We start from the raw sequence: 16,587 nt of genomic DNA, 5'->3' as shown, positions 1-16,587 counted from the left end.
ATTTGTGAAGATTTTAACAAATTTGTGGCGAGAGAGAATGAGTGGTATCGACTAATCAATAAATAAAGACAAAAAGAGGATGCTCTAAACGAGCATCCTCTTTCTATTAAGCAAATTTGTTTTTGATCCAATTCTTACCTTCTACAAGGCGAGCTGTCATTACCGCACAAGCGTTATCTGCTGTTACGTTTAACATCGTTGCAGGTGGATCAATGATTGTACTAATTGCTGCGATAATTGGCAGTGCTTCTGGCGGGAAACCGTATAGAGATACGATTAACATTTCACCAATCATACCACCGCCTGGAATAGCACCCATTACTGTTCCTACTAATAAAGAAACAACAAGTGCGATTGCTAATGTTTTCGGCCCTTCGAATTCCATGTTGAAAATACCGAATAAGAAAGCAATTTTTAATACGCCACCTAAAACAGAGCCGTCTTTATGAAGTGTAGAACCAAGAAGGACAACTGTTTCACGAACGTCTGAAGAAATACCCATTTTCTTCGTTGCTTCTAAGTTCGCTGGAATACTTGCGGCACTACTACAAGTTGCAAGTGATGTAACTGTAGGAGAGACCATGTTCTTCCAAAATATTTGTACACCTTGCTTGCGACCTGCAAGGTATGCATAGAATGTGAAGAATACAAAGAAATAAATTAGAGAAGCTGGATAGTATACCATTGCCGCTCGGAAGTAAGTTCCAAGAAGTTGTGGTCCGAATTCACCAACTAATGCTGCGAAGTAAGCAGCAAGTCCGATTGGGGCGTAGTACATAATGAAAGATACAACCTTCATTGAAATCTCTGCACCAGCCTGTAGGAATGTAGCGAATGGCTTTCCTTTTTCGCCAACTGCTGAAGTTGCAATCCCCATTAAGATAGAGAAGAAAATAAGAGCTAACATATTTTCACGAGATAGTAACTTCGAGAAGTCAGATACTGTTAAAATACCGACGATTTGATCTGCAACACTAACAGCTTTGCCGGCTTTGTCAGGTTGTGTTAGTTCTAGTACAACACCTTGTGCTGGCGGGAATATTTTCACAACAATAATCATAAAAATAGCAGCTAAAATACTTGTAAATAAGAAAGTCCCAGCCATACTAGACATAATTTTACCGAAACGTTTTAATCCATCCATATTAGCAATAGACGATGCGATGCTAAAGAACACTAGAGGTACAACAATCGTAAACATTAAGTTTAAGAAAATGTCACCAAGCGGCTTTAAAGCAACTGCATCGGCACCCATGAAATAACCAATGAAACCACCAATTAGGATAGAAGATAATAAAATAAGTGGAAAGCGATATGCCTTCATAAATATATCCTCCTATCAATTAAAAAAAGTCATACTGAATCATTATAGCGAGTTAGAGTTCTCTTTACTAGGAGAATACGGATAGATGGAATAGCGCGAAAACCAAGAAATTTTTGTTTTTAAGCTCGGCATACAGCAGGAAATCTAGACATATATATTTGTAACCTAGTGGTGGCAAGGAGTGCACCATAATTTAGGTAGAGAAAAAAGGGGAGGGAAGCGGGATGAATATTTTACTTTGCTGTGCAGCGGGAATGTCTTCCAGTTTGATTGTTACAAAGATGGAGAAAGCAGCAGAGGCAAGAGGGATAGAAGTGAAAATCTGGGCAGTATCAGGTTCTGAAGTGAATAGTCATATTGATAAAGCTGATGTCCTTTTACTTGGACCGCAAGTACGTTATTTATTACCGAAAATGAAAGAATTATGTAAGGATAAAGGGATACCTGTTGATGTCATTCAATCCGTTCATTACGGACTTTGTAATGGAGAAGCTATCTTGCAAGCAGCTTTGTCAATGAAACCATGAGGAGAGTGGGATAGATGATACGGTTTTTAGAGAAGTACGTGATGCCAGTAGCAGGGAAGGTTGCAGAGCAGAGGCATTTACAAGCAATTCGAGATGGAATTATTTTAACGATGCCTTTCTTAATTATTGGATCGTTTTTCCTCATTATTAGTGCACTGCCAATACCCGGATATAACGAGTTTATGGCAGGTTTGTTTGGTGAGAATTGGCAGAGAGCTTTAGGGTATCCAGTTAGTGCAACTTTTAATATAATGGCTTTAATAGCTGTTTTTGGAATCGCTTACAGGCTTGGAGAGTATTATAAAGTGGATGCTTTAGCATCCGGGGCATTGTCGCTTGTGACGTTTTTACTTGCGACGCCATTTCAAGTTGCATATATTATACCAAGTACAAAAGAAAGTGTACTTGTAGAAGGCGCTATCCCAGCTGCATTAATGGGAAGCCAAGGGTTATTTGTAGCAATGATTATTGCACTTATATCTACTGAACTGTATCGATTTATTGTACAAAAAAAGATAATTATAAAGATGCCAGAGACAGTTCCACCAGCTGTCACGCGTTCATTTGCAGCACTTGTTCCAGGATTTATTGTTGTAACAGTTATTTGGATTTTACGCTTAATTATAGAAAATACTTCTTTTGGCAGTATCCATAATATTGTGGGACAAATTTTACAGGAACCACTTAGTGTACTTGGTGCTAGTCTTTGGGGCGCAATAATAGCAGTTATTCTCGTTCATGTTCTTTGGTCGTGTGGAATTCATGGTGCTACTATTGTTGGTGGTGTAATGAGCCCCGTTTGGTTGTCGTTAATGGATCAAAACCGAGTTGCTTTTCAAGCTGGGCAAGATGTACCAAATACGATTACGGCACAGTTTTTTGACTTATGGATTTATATGGGCGGTTCTGGTGCAACGCTTGCTCTAGTTGTTGGAATGTTACTATTTGCACGAAGTCAACAATTAAAAAGTTTAGGGAGATTGTCAATTGCACCTGGTATATTTAATATTAATGAGATGGTAACTTTTGGTATGCCGATTGTGATGAACCCACTTTTACTAATTCCATTCATATTAGTTCCAGTTGTGTTAACAATTGTTTCGTACTTTGCAATGGAATGGGGATGGGTCGCACGTCCGAGTGGGGCCGCTGTACCTTGGACGACACCTATTCTTTTTAGTGGATATTTAGGATCGGGCGGGAAAATTTCAGGTGTTATTTTACAACTTGTTAACTTTGCGCTAGCATTCTTCATTTATTTACCGTTCTTAAAAATATGGGATAAACAAAAACTGGCGGAAGAAAAGGGGGAGTAAAGAACTAAAATGGATACGATAGAGACGAAAGCTTTTCATTTAATCTTGCATGGGGGAAACGCGAGAAGTTGTTCAATGGAAGCAATTGATTGTGCGAAGCGTGGGGAGTTTACAGAAGCTGAAGCTAAATTACAAGAAGCACTAGAGGAATTAAAAGAGGCGCACCGTGTACAAACGGAGCTTATCCAGAAAGAAGCTGGTGGTGAAAAGACCGAAGTTACTCTTTTAATGGTACACGCACAAGACCATTTAATGAATGCAATTACGGTGAAAGAATTAGCGAGTGAGTTTGTAGAGTTATATAGGAAGATGTCGGTGGATGAATGAACCTTGCTTATGCAAGGTTTTTTTATCTCGAATTAACGGGCAGTAAAACTCCCACTAATTAAAATTTCATTTTATGTATGTGCCTGTACCATCAGTGGAATGTTCATCCCACTGATGGTATTTTACAATCCTCCTTTTTTCGGATGAGTAAGAGTTATAATTAATCGGCAGTAACAATTTCTCCTATACCACGAATTAATCTTTTTATATGCATCCGTTCCGGTTTTAATATATTTACGATATAATCAATCGCTATTTGTGGTTCAACGGTTGTACCGCAAGTATAACAGTCAATAGCCGCAAAATTTTGTTCCGGGTAAGTGTGAATGGAAAGATGGCTTTCTGATAATAACACTAATACAGTAACACCATATGGCTGGAACTCTTTTTTACTTACGTTTAAAACATGGGCACCAGAGCAATCTGCAGCGTTAACTAAATGGTATTCTAAAAAGTGAATATCATCTAATAGGGAAAAATCCACTCCCCATAAATCCACTATTATATGCTTGCCAAAGGTAGAGTATTCCATAGGGCAGCACTCCTTACTATTAATATCGTCAAAACTTCATTTCCTGTTTGTAGCATTGATGTAAGATAAGATTTGATTCTGAATTTAAAAGAGCGAGGTTACGTTGTTCTAGATGTTCTTCTTTAAATTGAAATAAAGGAAAAAGAATAGCAGGCAATGTTCGAGGAGTTGGTACTACATATAATTGTTCAATTTGATCGAGTACATGTGCAGAATTAGTAGCAAGATGAAATCCCCAGTCAGTTCCGAAAGAAGGAACGATTGTATGATAGCTTTTTACAGTTAATCCAGCGTGTTCAATTGTATTACCGATACTCCAATATACTAGAGGTGCATCAGCAGGTGAATTAGATTGACAGACGAAAGCACCATCTTCTGTTAAGAATGTAGCTATACGAGCAAATAGTTCGCTTGTATATAAAGTACTTAACAACTCTGTCGCTGGGTCTGGAAAATCAATAATGATTACATCGTATAAAGATGAAGGTGAATTTAGAAATTCTTTTGCATCGCATACGTGCACGTTCACTCGATTATCAAAAAAAGCATTTTTGTTTAAAGATACTATTTCTGGAACATTACGTGCCATATTAATCATCGCCTCGTCTAAATCAACAAGGTCTACATGTAGCACAGTTTCATATTTCAAAACTTCTCGTAAGGCAAGACCATCGCCACCACCTAATATGAGAACACGTTTTGGATCGATTACTTTTGACATAATTGGATGTACAAGTGCTTCATGATAAATTTGCTCATCGACGGAGCTGAATTGTAGTTGCTTGTCCAAGTATAAGCGAACATCGTTTACTTGGACTAAATTAATATTTTGGTAATTACTTTTTTCTTCAAATAGGTTCGTATGTTCACCAGCTTGTATTTCCTTTAGAGAAATTTCATCCCACACATCTAAGCTGTGTGAATCTGTAGGTACTATAATTACATTTTCCGATTGTACTTGCTTATCTTGCTTATTCTGCTCATCCTGTTTGTCCTGTTTATCTTGTTTTTCTTGTATATCATGCTTGTCCTGCTGTTCTAGTTCAAATTTGTCAGAGTCTAATTCAGAACGCTTGTCTTTTTTATAGCTTGTTATTCTATAAATCTTTATTTTGCTTTGTTTTCTATGTTTTGGCATAGGAATCCCCTTTCGAATTGTGTTATTTTATTCTATTTTATTTTATGTAATCTAGTAGAGTTTGCTTGGACAATAGAATAGATAGAAGACTGAGCTCAAGAAAATGTTGTTTTTTACTAGATTCCTACGATAAAAAAGTTTTTTAGTGTTTTTTCATATTAAACACAACTAGACAACTAAACACTAATCTATTTTCATACAGTTATGTGTTAAAAGCGTGTTGTTTTATAACACACTGTGTGTTTTTTGAACGACACACTAATTGAAAGCGTTAACACACAAAGAAAACAGTCGAAAAAGCACTGATTTTAGTGGTTTTAAAAAGTTGGCACGCTAATTGCACTAATAAATAGCGTAAAGAAAAATAAATAAAACATAAATTTTTTATACTACACAAGGGGGATTTTCAAATGAATATTTTATTATGTTGCTCAGCAGGGATGTCTACAAGTTTACTAGTTACAAAAATGGAAGCGGCTGCAAAAGCTCGCGGTCTAGAAGGAAAAATCTGGGCTGTATCTGGGGATGCAGTAAAAACAAATATCGATCAAGCAGATGTATTATTATTAGGACCACAAGTTCGTTACATGCTTTCTTCAATGAAAACGCTTGCTGATGAGAAAAACGTTGGAATCGACGTTATCAATCCAATGCACTACGGCATGATGAATGGAGAAGCAGTTTTAGATCATGCATTAACACTTAAAAAATAATTAGGGGGGAAGCGAAATGCAAAAATTTATTGCATTTATGGAGAAGTACATGGTTCCGATTGCTGGTAAAATCGGGTCGCAACGTCACTTAGCTGCGATCCGTGACGGATTTATTGCAGTTATGCCACTTATTTTAGTGGGTTCTATGGCAGTACTAGTTAATGGTTTACCAATTCCAGCATTCCAAGATTTTATGAAAGATTTATTCGGTGAAACTTGGACACAAATTGGTGGTGGCATGTGGACAGGATCCTTTGGGGTATTAGCTCTGATGGTTGCGGTTACCACAAGTTATAACTTAGCAAAATCTTACGGTGTTGATGGATTGTCAGCTGGTATTATTTCATTTGGTGCTTTAGTTATTCTTACACCAACAACACCAAAAGAGGGCGGTTTAAACTTAGCTTGGACTGGTGCACAAGGTTTATTCGTATCATTAATTGTTGCAATCTTAGTTACAGAGGTATTTAGATTCTTCGTACAAAGAAACATTACAATTAAAATGCCTGACGGTGTACCACCAGCAGTAATGAAATCTTTCGCTGCGTTAGTTCCAGCATTTGTGATTTTAACAGGTGTTGCAAGTATTCAATTAGCAGTAAAACTAGCAGGTACAAGTGTTCATGAGTATATCTTTAATACGTTACAAGTCCCATTACAAGGTTTAGCGGGTACGTTACCAAGTGCAATTGTTATTGCATTATTAGTACATGTACTTTGGTTCTTTGGTTTACATGGTCCAAATATTGTTGGGGGTATTATTGAGCCACTTTACTTACCGGCATTAGAGAAAAATATTAAGTTATTCCAAGATGGTACATCTGCATTTGATGTTCCAAATATTGTTACAAAACCGTTCTTTGATACTTTCGTATATCTTGGTGGTTCTGGTGCAACATTAGCATTCTTAGTTGTTGTATTAATTGTAGCGAAAAGTGCACAATTACGTGGTGTATCTCGCCTATCGATTGGGCCAGGTGCATTCAACATTAATGAACCAGTAATCTTTGGTACACCAATTGTTTTAAATCCAATTTTATTCATCCCATTCGTATTAACACCTGTTGTGTTAGTTATTACATCTTATACAGCAATTTACTTAGGATGGGTACCAAAAACAGTAGCGATGGTTCCATGGAACGTTCCACCAATTATTAGTGGATATCTTGTAACAGGTTTACATCCTTCTGGTGCGATTTTACAATTATTCAACTTTGTTATTGCAATGGCGATTTACTTCCCATTCGTTGTCGCATGCGATCGCTCAGTTATTCGTACTGAAAAAGCAGCACAAGGAAATAACAACTCTGTACCTATGTAACATAATAATTGTTCTCACAGACAACATGATCTGTGAGAACAATTACCTTTATATCATGTTCAAAAAGATGAAACTCATCTACAAGAACACCAAACTATCATTCATAAAATAATAATGTAATAGAAATGTTCAAACTGAAGGGGTATTTAAATCGGTTGAACCTTATAGAGAGGGCGGTAATTATGATGACTACAGCAGAACAAATTCCATTCCAATTGATTTTAAATAGTGGTAACGCACGAAGCTTTGCGATGGAGGCACTTCAATTTGCCAAACAGGGGAAAATGGTAGAAGCAGATGAAGCGATGGTAAAGGCAAAAGAAGCGATTAATGAAGCGCATCATTTCCAAACAGAGCTCATACAATCAGAAGCAAGAGGAGAAAAAACAGAGGTTAGTGTTCTTTTAATTCACGCACAAGATCATTTAATGAATGCGATTACAGTGAAAGAATTAGCAGCAGAGTTTATCGATCTTTATAAAAAGCTTGAAGCGAAAGGGGAATAAAACATGACTGGAATTAAAATTGCTACAATCGGCGGTGGATCTAGTTATACACCAGAGTTAATTGAAGGATTTATTAAGCGTTATGATGAACTGCCTGTTCGTGAAATTTGGTTAGTAGATATTGAGGCAGGAAAAGAAAAGTTAGAAATCGTTGGTAACTTAGCGAAACGTATGGTGAAAAAATCAGGTTTACCAATCGAGGTACATTTAACACTTGATCGTCGCGAGGCATTAAAAGATGCTGACTTCGTAACAACACAACTTCGCGTTGGTTTATTAGAAGCACGTGCAAAAGATGAAGCAATCCCATTAAAATATGATGTAATCGGTCAGGAAACGAATGGTCCTGGTGGTTTATTCAAAGCGTTGAGAACGATTCCTGTTATTTTAGATATTTGTAAAGATATGGAGGAGCTCTGTCCGAATGCATGGTTAATTAACTTTGCAAATCCAGCTGGTATGGTAACAGAAGCTGTTCTTCGTTATACAAATATTCAAAGAGTAGTTGGTCTATGTAACGTTCCAATCGGAATTCGTATGGGTCTTGCAAAATTACTTGAAGTAGATGCGAGTCGTGTTCACGTTGATTTCGCAGGTTTAAATCATATGGTATATGGATTAGACGTATATTTAGATGGCGTGAGTGTAATGGATCGTGTGTTAGAGCTTGTGACAGATCCAGAAAAGCAAATTACGATGGAAAATATCGCAGCGCTTAACTGGGAACCAGACTTTATTCGAGGACTTCGTGCAATTCCATGTCCATACCACCGTTACTACTACAAAACACGTGAAATGTTAGAAGAAGAGAAAGAAGCTTCTGTTGAAAAAGGTACACGTGCAGAAGTAGTAAAACAATTAGAAAATGATTTATTTGAGTTATATAAAGACCCGAACTTAGATATTAAACCACCACAATTAGAAAAACGTGGCGGAGCTTATTATAGTGATGCAGCATGTAGCTTAATTACGTCTATTTACAATAATAAAGGTGATATCCAGCCTGTTAATACACGAAACAACGGAACAATTGCAAGCTTACCACATGATTCAGCTGTTGAAGTGAACTGTATTATTACGAAAGAAGGCCCAAAACCAATTGCAGTTGGAGACCTTCCAGTACCAGTTCGCGGTTTAGTACAACAAATTAAATCATTCGAGCGCACAACAATTGAAGCTGCTGTTACAGGGGATTATCATAAGGCGCTGCTTGCTATGACAATCAATCCACTTGTACCATCAGATAAAGTTGCAAAACAAATTTTAGATGAAATGTTGGAAGCACATAAAGAGTATCTTCCGCAGTTCTTCAAAAAGGTAGAGAAGTAAAAGCGGCGCTATTTAGCCCGCTTTTTTTATTCTATTAGGAGGTATTATGATGATTAAGTTAATTGTAAATGCAGATGATTTCGGTCTTACAGAAGGTACAAATTACGGCATTATTGATGGGCATATAAATGGACTTGTAAATTCAACGACGATGATGATGAATATGCCAGGAACAGAGCATGCGGTACGCTTAGCGAAAGAGTACAACCTACTCGGAGTAGGCGTACATCTCGTATTAACGGCAGGAGAACCACTGTTAAAGGATGTACCGTCACTCGTAGGGGAAAACGGATCGTTTCATAAACAAAGTGTTGTAAGGGAAGGGAATATAAATCCAGAAGAAGTTGAGAGAGAATGGACTGCTCAAATTGAGAAGTTTTTATCTTACGGATTAACACCAACTCATTTAGATAGTCATCATCATGTGCATGGTTTACCGATTTTACATGATGTTCTTAAGAGATTAGCGGCTAAATATAATGTTCCGATTCGTCGTTGTGAGGAAGATAGAGCGGTGCATCCATTTTCTGATGTGTTTTACAGTGACTTTTATGCGGATGGTGTGACGGAAGATTACTTTGTGAAGTTAAAAGAAAGAGTACAAGGTGAACAAACGGTAGAAATTATGGTTCATCCAGCTTATATTGATCCAGAGCTTGTGAAGCGTTCTTCTTACGTAATGGATCGTGTGAAGGAATTGCGTATTTTAACAGAGAGTGAGTTGCCAGAAGGCATAGAGCTTGTGAAGTTTTAATAGAAAAAACGACGGCTACATCATGCCGTCGTTTTTTATTTATAAAATGGACAGAATATATCCGCCAAAGGCTCCCAGTATAACGATAACCCAAGGTGGCGTTTTCCAAAAAGCTAGTAAACAAAAAAGAAGCGAAGCGAAAACGAAATCTGAAGCATTTATAATTGTACTCGTCCAAATAGGATCATAAAAAGCGGCAATTAAAATACCGACAACAGCGGCATTGACTCCAAGTAGTGCGCCTTGTATGAAAGATATTTTTCTCACACTGTTCCAAAATGGTAAAACACCAATAACGAGTAAGAAAGCAGGAAGGAAAATCGCAATTGTTGCGAGTGTTGCCCCAAGCGTCCCGTTTAACACTGCTCCTATATAAGAGGCGAATGTAAATAGTGGTCCTGGTACTGCTTGTGTTAATCCGTATCCAGCTAGAAACTGTTCTTTCGTCATCATCCCGTTTTGTACGAACTCACCTTCAAGAAGGGGCAGCACGACGTGTCCTCCTCCAAATACAAGTGCGCCAGAGCGATAGAAACTATCAAATAAAGCGATGTAATAAGAGAACGGTCTTAATATTGGTAGCAGTAGTAATAGTCCAAAGAATAAGACGAGACAAGAAACTGCTATTTTTTTTGAAATAGGTACTTTTATATTTTGAGATTGGCTAATTGGTTGGTTGCGATATAAAAACCAGCCGATAAAGCCACATATTATAATAAGGATGACTTGTGTCCAACTACTTGGCCATAATAAGGCAATTGCGGCAGTTACAATCGCAATCGTCGCACGGTTGCGATCTGGAGTTAACTTTTGCGCCATTCCCCATATGGCATGAGCGACAATAGCTACTGCTACAAGTTTTAGTCCATGAATCCAGCCAGCACTTCCAAGATCGAACTGATTAAGGAATGAGGCGAAGAAAACCAAAACAAGTACAGACGGTAAAGTGAATCCAATCCATGAAATAATAGCTCCTAATAGTCCGCCTCTTAATAATCCAACCCCCATACCGACTTGACTGCTGGCAGGACCAGGAAGGAATTGACATAGCGCTACTAAATCTCCATAGCTTCGTTCATCCATCCATTTTCTTTTTTGCACATATTCGTGGTGAAAATAGCCGAGATGAGCGACAGGACCGCCGAATGAAGTAAGTCCTAATTTAAATGAGACGAGAAAAATCTCTAATAATGTGTGAAAGATGTGTTTGTTTTTTTTCAAAATAACCTCCTATAATGTTTTTCTATGTGCATTATACAAGAGACTTTCAATCTACAGGAACGATTTTAATGTAAAGATTTTGTGAATCTTTTCTTTGTAATTAAAATTGAAAAAGTCATAAATGATTATGTCTAAACCATAAAGTAGTAGAAGTAGTGCTGGGAAATTTATATAAGGAGAATGCCTTATGACAACACATTTCTTTGCCAGGTTAACAGGTAAGAGGGAAGTGCCTCCTGTAAATACAGAAGCTTTTGGGGTAGCAGAGTTTATTTTTAGTGATGATTTAACGAAATTGCATTACAGAGTAATACTAAAAAATATAGAAAAGGTTACATCGTGTCAAATTCATTTAGGGAAGTCTACTCAAATTGGTCCTGTTGTTTTATATTTGTATGGTCCACTGGAGCAAGGGATTAGTTTGAACGAGGGAAGTATTACTGGTGTAGTGAATGTAGAGGATTTTGAGGGACCTTTACAAGGGAAATCATTTGTACATTTACTTCAAGAAATTATTCAAGCAAATGTATATGTTAATGTTCATACGAAATCACAAAAAAGAGGAGAAATAAGAGGGCGAGTTAGAAAAGTAAAGAAGTAGAGGAAAAGGCTGTCCATATGTTGGAACAGCCTTTTCTCATTATATAAGGTGCTAGTTTTAGCGATTATTGTCGGTAAATCGATATGTTTTGAAAATCGCTGATATAACTCACGTTACGGTCGATATTTTTAAAAACGGCCTCAATTAATTTTTAACAGGCTGATTTTTAATAAAGAAGTCCATAACGTAAAATACTTCGTCATCAGGTATTTGTATTTCAAATGTATTTTCAATCGGTTGCAATGCTTTTTTTACTTTCATATACATCCAGTATTCATCTTGTCTTCTTTTCTCTTTATCAGGGTGAGGAAGAAGGCTTTCTCCTTTTTGAAGACGGTCAACCATACAGCTCATATGCAGAATAACCCCCATTAAGCTATCAGGAGTTAGCTGTAAGGAAATTAATTCTTGAATTGTATTTAATGCGTAACGAATTGTTTTAATAAGTAATGCCCCATCGTTACGCTGCATTTGTTGTTCAAGAATATCCGCCATTTTTGCATATGTTTCTTCATACGTAATTAATTCTTGAATGGGCTGAATCGCTGTGTAGTTTACGATGTCTTGGAAATGATATGTTAAGCACGGCACTTGCACATCGAAATTCGTGACGATACAAATGATATTACGCTCTTTTTTTATGTTCTCGATCATTTTCGTTAAATCTTTTTCATGGACGATACTAATCGGAATAATTTCAATTAAGTCTTTATCAAATCGTAAATAGTTCTCTAACATTTTTTGAATAGCTAAAGCACTTCCTTCACCAGTTAAACAAGCTGTTAAAATAACAGATTTCATTGGAGAGAGAGGTTTTTTCTTTTCTTCTTGTACGTTTAAGTAAAACGGTGTTAAATTTTTTACTGTTTCATACAGCGCATCTAATGAATAACCGAGCTGAGCTTTTCGAGCTGCTTCTAGTGCATGTGGTGTGCTCGTCATCGAGAGAACACGTACAGGGATTTTGAACTCCGTTTCTAATATGTCACCGATATAAGCAAGTGACCCCATATCGACAAGTAAGAGAAGCCCATTTACATTTTGTAGTGTTTTCATATACACTTTCACACGTTCCAAGAAATCTTTCGGTGATTCGTGTAACGGCATATCAATACCGGTTACTTCCTCAATACCGAGAAGTTCGTTTGCAACGTTTGCCATTTCAGTTGCGATGCCATTACCGTGTGCTAATATTAATACTTTTACTTCTGTTTGTGAGGCAGGAATTGGATCAACAACGAAGAACATTGTTAAAAAGCCAGCTTCATCAATAGGCATTGTTATTTGTAATTCTTCCTCCAGTAGTTGAATGCATTGCATAGCTACGGAAAAAGCTTCTTTATATTTCGTACGAATTTGATTTAATTGTGGGTGATGTATTTGTTTTCCGCTTTGTAAACGTTGTAGAGTTGTCTGTACATGTAAACTTAAAGCAAGAAATACTTTTTCATCAAACGTCTTAGATAAATGCTTTTCAGCAAGTTCCGCTATTTTTTCACATACGGAAACGATATTACGATCCACAATTTTAAAAACATTTTCATGGCTTGTTTTTTTGGATATTTGGTTAAAATATTGTACGAAAAAGCTTTGAACATCATTTTCTATTAGTAATTCTAATTCTTCCTCTTCAATACCACGTGCTTGAAGTTCTTCGTATTTATAGTCAATATAATCGTAAATAGAAGAGCGTTTTTCATCTTCTGTTTTATGATTACTCCAACCTTCCTCACCTGTAAATACAAATGTTTCATTTGGTATTTGGTATAAGTGACGGCTCTTCCTTTCAATGAACAACCCTTCTTTCATATACCAAGGTAGATCTGTACTTGAAACATAGACAGAATCACGTTTCTTTGTGACCAAATCAGAATAGGCTTTCGCACAGGCAATTTGAACATCTGTTTTTAATTGACCGATGTTATTGGGACAATTGTAAAAGACGAAAGCACGCATTGCATTTGGGCTAACGTGAATGTCTTTTCGCAGACGAATTGCTTCATTTGTGAAAAATAGCTGTAGTAAAGCAAAGCGCTCTTTATGTGTACGCTCACGAAGTGGTGGCAGCGTAACAGTCATCGGTATACGTCTTGTAAATGTTTTTAATAAAAATGAATTTGGTTCTTCTGTTGTTGCAGTAATGATTAATACTTGTGCTTTACGTTCGTTCTCTGTTTCTCCAAGGCGGCGGTATACTCCGCGGTCAATAAAGGTGAAAAGCATTTCTTGTCCCTCTGGAGGCAGGCGATGTACTTCATCTAAGAAAAGAATTCCTTCATGTGCTTTTTCAATTAACCCTTTTTGATCACTTGCTCCTGTATAAGCTCCTTTTTTAATCCCAAATAATTGCCCGAGTAGTAACTGTGGATTATTTGCATAATCAGCACAGTTAAAGACGATAAATGGTGCATCTTTGGGAAGCTGTTCAACTTCAATTGCATATTCGTGCATTAAAGAAGCAAACATAGACTTTCCGACCCCTGTTTCTCCCAGTAGTAAAGTATGCATACCGTTTGGAGGATAGAGAATAGAAGCTTTCGCTTTTTCAATTGCAATTTTAAGGCTCGTATTTTCAATTGCAAATGTATCTAATGAAGTTATGTCTTTTGAATGCGTTTCCAACGAAGTGTTCGTTTCTATGTAAAAACGAACAGGTCGCGTATTTGTTTTTAATAAACGTTTATCTTTTACAAGTTTGTTTAAATCGCTACTTACATTGGCGCGATCTAGTTGCAGAAATGTAGCGAGTTCTGATGCGGTTACACCTTCTGTATAATTGCCTTTTTGTATTGCGTTAAAAATGAGATCTATTCGTTTCATTTCTATTCACCTCGAAACTTCATCACTATTTAAAATTTTACACAAAAATGGGAAGGGTGGGAAGAGAAAAATAAAACAGCTTTAGCACATAGGCACTAAAGCTGTTACAATCTTGTGTCTTTCCAAAAATTTACCTTGAGATGAGAAGAAGGATTATAGGGAAGAAGTTTGTATCCTTGTGACTGTAAATAATCAATTACTTTTGGCAGTATTTGTACGGTTACACTCGAATCATGCATTAAAATGACTTCGACTTGTTCATCACTTTGATTACGTACTCTTTCGAGTATGGCAGAAGGATTGTCATAGCTTTTCCAGTCGTATGTATCGATCGTCCAATCCCACATTTTATACTGGGCCGATACAAGTGCGTCACGGTAATTCTTTTTTAAGTAAGGCATACTACCATATGGAACGCGAACGAGATGTGTATTTAATTTCGTAACTTGCTGGACAATGCTTTGTGTTTGCTCCATTTCTGCAATTAAAGTGGAAGGGTCACCAGTGTAAAGGCGTTTTACATCATGTGACATACTGTGAAGTCCGATATAATGTCCGTCTTTAATTAATCGTTGCATTGTCTTTTTATAATGTGGTACTTTTCCACCAATAACAAAGAAAGTTGCTTTTCCGTTCTTTTCTTTTAAGATGTTTAAAATTTGTGTAGTATATTTGTTTGGTCCGTCATCAAATGTTAAGTACGCAATTTTTTGTGTAGGAGAAGTTGTTTCAGTATTTGGATGATATTCAGCAGGAATAACAGTTGTTGCTTCAGTATTAGATGATACGTACATAGTAATCGTTAAAAATAAAATAATACATTGAAATACTCGCTTGATCATAACATTCACCCTCAGTTTGACAATCAAGATGTAAAAAAGAAAACTTGATACTTTTCTTATTATGTATATCTTTCTCCAATAGAGGAACTCTCAAACAATCTATATTTTGGAAATATAAAATGAGAATAAAAAATAGCATCCTCTTATAAGAAAGAGGATGCTATTTGAATATTTCATAATTGAAAAGGCTATACTACAATTAGTCTTCTCGTTTTTTCACTTTTTTATAAAAGGAAATGATTGGTTTGTAGCGTTCATGTACAAGCCCGATTATTTCAGCGATGATTTCTGTGAAGAAAATCAAAGCGAAAAGAAGAATAATGGATAGCCATAACGTTGCACTAGTGAAAATAATGGCATTTACACTAAAGAAAATACCGAATGCGTATATAATTAGTACCGTTTTGCGATGAGAGAACCCCATTGCAAGTAAGCGGTGATGTAAATGCGATTTATCTGGTGCTGAAATAGGTTTTTTATTTACGATACGACGGATGATTGCAAAGATCGTATCAAATATAGGTACACCTAAAATGATAATTGGAACGATAAAACTGAATAACGTTACACTTTTGTATAATCCAAGTAACGATATAACAGAAATACAGTATCCTAAAAATAGTGCTCCTGTATCTCCCATGAAAATTTTTGCTGGATGGAAGTTGTAGAATAAAAATCCAATTGTACTTGCTAATATAATTAATGCGAGTGGCAAGATAATAGCTGTTCCAGTACCCCATGGGCTAGTGAAGGCCATATATGCTAGTGTTGCAAGTACGATAGATGAAATCCCAGCAGATAATCCATCTAAGCCGTCAATTAAGTTGATTGCATTTGTAATACCTACAAGCCAAAATACTGTAATTGGATAAGCAAGCCATCCAAGTTCAGTATCCCCAAGGAATGGGATATATAATACTTGCACTAATAATCCACTTTTTACAATCATAATGGCAACTAACAGTTGTCCACCGAATTTTACTCTCGCAGATAACTCGTACATATCATCTAAAATTCCGATGATTACAATGATAATCGCACCTAGCGTTATCGATAACATTCTTTGCTCATATAAGCCGCCGACAACAAATCCTACAGCTACACCAATAAATATTGCTAACCCGCCAAGACGTGGCATAATCTTTTGGTGCACTTTACGTGCGTTTGGCTTATCTGTCGCTCCTATTTTAAAAGCTAATTTAATAACTAAAGGAGTAACGACAAGTACAGTGATGAAAGATGCCAAAATGGCATAAATCACTTGTGAGTCCATTAATACCCCACCCTTTATAGTCTAACGTAATTTTTTTTTGAAA

The 16,587-nt window shown here is 36.7% G+C and carries 16 protein-coding genes; 9 read left to right on the top strand and 7 right to left on the bottom strand.

The window, feature by feature from the left end; all coding sequences use genetic code 11:
• Nucleotides 1-106: 106 nt before the first annotated feature.
• Nucleotides 107-1,324, bottom strand: a complete 1,218-nt coding sequence (locus ACX9TM_RS26315; RefSeq protein WP_065382037.1) for a dicarboxylate/amino acid:cation symporter — start codon at nucleotides 1,322-1,324, stop codon at nucleotides 107-109.
• Between the two features lie 224 nt (nucleotides 1,325-1,548).
• Here ACX9TM_RS26315 and ACX9TM_RS26310 point away from each other — a divergent pair, with 224 nt between their 5' ends.
• Genes ACX9TM_RS26310 through ACX9TM_RS26300 form a run of 3 tightly spaced genes read left to right on the top strand, consistent with a single transcriptional unit; the run spans nucleotide 1,549 to nucleotide 3,494 of the window.
• On the top strand, nucleotides 1,549-1,851 hold the full coding sequence (locus ACX9TM_RS26310) for a PTS sugar transporter subunit IIB (RefSeq protein WP_001023543.1): 303 nt from the start codon (nucleotides 1,549-1,551) through the stop codon (nucleotides 1,849-1,851).
• A gap of 14 nt (nucleotides 1,852-1,865) precedes the next feature.
• Complete coding sequence (gene celB / locus ACX9TM_RS26305; RefSeq protein WP_000617789.1) at nucleotides 1,866-3,167, top strand: PTS cellobiose transporter subunit IIC; 1,302 nt, start codon at nucleotides 1,866-1,868, stop codon at nucleotides 3,165-3,167.
• A 9-nt stretch (nucleotides 3,168-3,176) separates the two neighbouring features.
• Nucleotides 3,177-3,494 carry a PTS sugar transporter subunit IIA gene (locus ACX9TM_RS26300; protein WP_000379645.1) on the top strand — a complete coding sequence of 106 codons (318 nt, stop codon included), beginning with the start codon at nucleotides 3,177-3,179 and terminating at the stop codon, nucleotides 3,492-3,494.
• 160 nt (nucleotides 3,495-3,654) lie between these two features.
• Here the strand turns inward: ACX9TM_RS26300 and speD are convergent, their stop codons facing one another.
• Together speD and ACX9TM_RS26290 are read right to left on the bottom strand one after the other, a co-directional pair.
• Nucleotides 3,655-4,026 (bottom strand): adenosylmethionine decarboxylase, encoded by a 372-nt coding sequence (speD, locus tag ACX9TM_RS26295; RefSeq protein ID WP_000456814.1) that lies wholly within the window; start codon nucleotides 4,024-4,026, stop codon nucleotides 3,655-3,657.
• Nucleotides 4,027-4,054: 28 nt separating this feature from the next.
• The gene (locus ACX9TM_RS26290; protein WP_063220543.1) at nucleotides 4,055-5,164 is read right to left on the bottom strand and encodes a polyamine aminopropyltransferase; all 1,110 of its coding nucleotides are present in this window, start codon (nucleotides 5,162-5,164) and stop codon (nucleotides 4,055-4,057) included.
• Between the two features lie 410 nt (nucleotides 5,165-5,574).
• Here ACX9TM_RS26290 and ACX9TM_RS26285 point away from each other — a divergent pair, with 410 nt between their 5' ends.
• The 5 genes from ACX9TM_RS26285 (at nucleotide 5,575) to chbG (ending at nucleotide 9,787) form a co-directional block, all read left to right on the top strand.
• Nucleotides 5,575-5,877, top strand: a complete 303-nt coding sequence (locus tag ACX9TM_RS26285) for a PTS sugar transporter subunit IIB (protein WP_001023567.1) — start codon at nucleotides 5,575-5,577, stop codon at nucleotides 5,875-5,877.
• Between the two features lie 16 nt (nucleotides 5,878-5,893).
• Nucleotides 5,894-7,198: a PTS cellobiose transporter subunit IIC gene (gene celB / locus ACX9TM_RS26280; protein ID WP_001168855.1), complete on the top strand. Its 1,305-nt coding sequence runs from the start codon at nucleotides 5,894-5,896 to the stop codon at nucleotides 7,196-7,198.
• Between the two features lie 182 nt (nucleotides 7,199-7,380).
• On the top strand, nucleotides 7,381-7,704 hold the full coding sequence (locus tag ACX9TM_RS26275; RefSeq protein ID WP_000989059.1) for a PTS lactose/cellobiose transporter subunit IIA: 324 nt from the start codon (nucleotides 7,381-7,383) through the stop codon (nucleotides 7,702-7,704).
• A gap of 3 nt (nucleotides 7,705-7,707) precedes the next feature.
• Nucleotides 7,708-9,033, top strand: coding sequence for a 6-phospho-beta-glucosidase (celF, locus tag ACX9TM_RS26270; RefSeq protein WP_000145750.1), 1,326 nt, complete (start codon nucleotides 7,708-7,710; stop codon nucleotides 9,031-9,033).
• A gap of 49 nt (nucleotides 9,034-9,082) precedes the next feature.
• Nucleotides 9,083-9,787: a chitin disaccharide deacetylase gene (gene chbG, locus ACX9TM_RS26265; protein WP_016123775.1), complete on the top strand. Its 705-nt coding sequence runs from the start codon at nucleotides 9,083-9,085 to the stop codon at nucleotides 9,785-9,787.
• Nucleotides 9,788-9,826: 39 nt separating this feature from the next.
• Here chbG and ACX9TM_RS26260 read toward each other — a convergent pair whose 3' ends face one another.
• The gene (locus ACX9TM_RS26260; RefSeq protein ID WP_065212333.1) at nucleotides 9,827-11,008 is read right to left on the bottom strand and encodes a chromate transporter; all 1,182 of its coding nucleotides are present in this window, start codon (nucleotides 11,006-11,008) and stop codon (nucleotides 9,827-9,829) included.
• Between the two features lie 187 nt (nucleotides 11,009-11,195).
• Between ACX9TM_RS26260 and exsM the strand changes: the two genes are divergently transcribed.
• Nucleotides 11,196-11,609, top strand: coding sequence for an exosporium regulatory protein ExsM (exsM, locus tag ACX9TM_RS26255; RefSeq protein WP_000207046.1), 414 nt, complete (start codon nucleotides 11,196-11,198; stop codon nucleotides 11,607-11,609).
• Between the two features lie 144 nt (nucleotides 11,610-11,753).
• On the opposite strand, the gene ACX9TM_RS26250 is transcribed toward exsM, so the two are convergent.
• From ACX9TM_RS26250 to tagO, 3 genes are all read right to left on the bottom strand, one after another.
• On the bottom strand, nucleotides 11,754-14,429 hold the full coding sequence (locus ACX9TM_RS26250; protein WP_000820967.1) for a sigma-54-dependent transcriptional regulator: 2,676 nt from the start codon (nucleotides 14,427-14,429) through the stop codon (nucleotides 11,754-11,756).
• Between the two features lie 104 nt (nucleotides 14,430-14,533).
• Nucleotides 14,534-15,271: a polysaccharide deacetylase family protein gene (locus ACX9TM_RS26245; protein ID WP_000597149.1), complete on the bottom strand. Its 738-nt coding sequence runs from the start codon at nucleotides 15,269-15,271 to the stop codon at nucleotides 14,534-14,536.
• Between the two features lie 199 nt (nucleotides 15,272-15,470).
• A complete protein-coding gene (gene tagO / locus ACX9TM_RS26240; RefSeq protein ID WP_000378319.1) occupies nucleotides 15,471-16,544 on the bottom strand; it encodes a UDP-N-acetylglucosamine--undecaprenyl-phosphate N-acetylglucosaminephosphotransferase TagO in 1,074 nt (357 codons plus the stop codon).
• Between the last annotated feature and the right edge of the window lie 43 nt (nucleotides 16,545-16,587).

This window comes from Bacillus sp. LH1, assembly GCF_057924895.1.
The sequence above is the reverse complement of the archived record's forward strand: the minus strand, read 5'-3'. Positions and strand labels throughout refer to the sequence as shown.

Excerpts from the sequence above, each read along its gene's own strand:
- ACX9TM_RS26285 (WP_001023567.1), top strand. The coding sequence starts at position 5,575 with ATGAATATTTTATTATGTTGCTCAGCAGGGATGTCTACAAGTTTACTA.
- ACX9TM_RS26315 (WP_065382037.1), bottom strand. The coding sequence starts at position 1,324 with ATGAAGGCATATCGCTTTCCACTTATTTTATTATCTTCTATCCTAATT.
- ACX9TM_RS26275 (WP_000989059.1), top strand. The coding sequence starts at position 7,381 with ATGATGACTACAGCAGAACAAATTCCATTCCAATTGATTTTAAATAGT.
- celF (WP_000145750.1), top strand. The coding sequence starts at position 7,708 with ATGACTGGAATTAAAATTGCTACAATCGGCGGTGGATCTAGTTATACA.
- exsM (WP_000207046.1), top strand. The coding sequence starts at position 11,196 with ATGACAACACATTTCTTTGCCAGGTTAACAGGTAAGAGGGAAGTGCCT.
- celB (WP_001168855.1), top strand. The coding sequence starts at position 5,894 with ATGCAAAAATTTATTGCATTTATGGAGAAGTACATGGTTCCGATTGCT.
- ACX9TM_RS26310 (WP_001023543.1), top strand. The coding sequence starts at position 1,549 with ATGAATATTTTACTTTGCTGTGCAGCGGGAATGTCTTCCAGTTTGATT.
- ACX9TM_RS26300 (WP_000379645.1), top strand. The coding sequence starts at position 3,177 with ATGGATACGATAGAGACGAAAGCTTTTCATTTAATCTTGCATGGGGGA.
- tagO (WP_000378319.1), bottom strand. The coding sequence starts at position 16,544 with ATGGACTCACAAGTGATTTATGCCATTTTGGCATCTTTCATCACTGTA.
- celB (WP_000617789.1), top strand. The coding sequence starts at position 1,866 with ATGATACGGTTTTTAGAGAAGTACGTGATGCCAGTAGCAGGGAAGGTT.
- speD (WP_000456814.1), bottom strand. The coding sequence starts at position 4,026 with ATGGAATACTCTACCTTTGGCAAGCATATAATAGTGGATTTATGGGGA.
- ACX9TM_RS26250 (WP_000820967.1), bottom strand. The coding sequence starts at position 14,429 with ATGAAACGAATAGATCTCATTTTTAACGCAATACAAAAAGGCAATTAT.
- ACX9TM_RS26290 (WP_063220543.1), bottom strand. The coding sequence starts at position 5,164 with ATGCCAAAACATAGAAAACAAAGCAAAATAAAGATTTATAGAATAACA.
- chbG (WP_016123775.1), top strand. The coding sequence starts at position 9,083 with ATGATTAAGTTAATTGTAAATGCAGATGATTTCGGTCTTACAGAAGGT.
- ACX9TM_RS26245 (WP_000597149.1), bottom strand. The coding sequence starts at position 15,271 with ATGATCAAGCGAGTATTTCAATGTATTATTTTATTTTTAACGATTACT.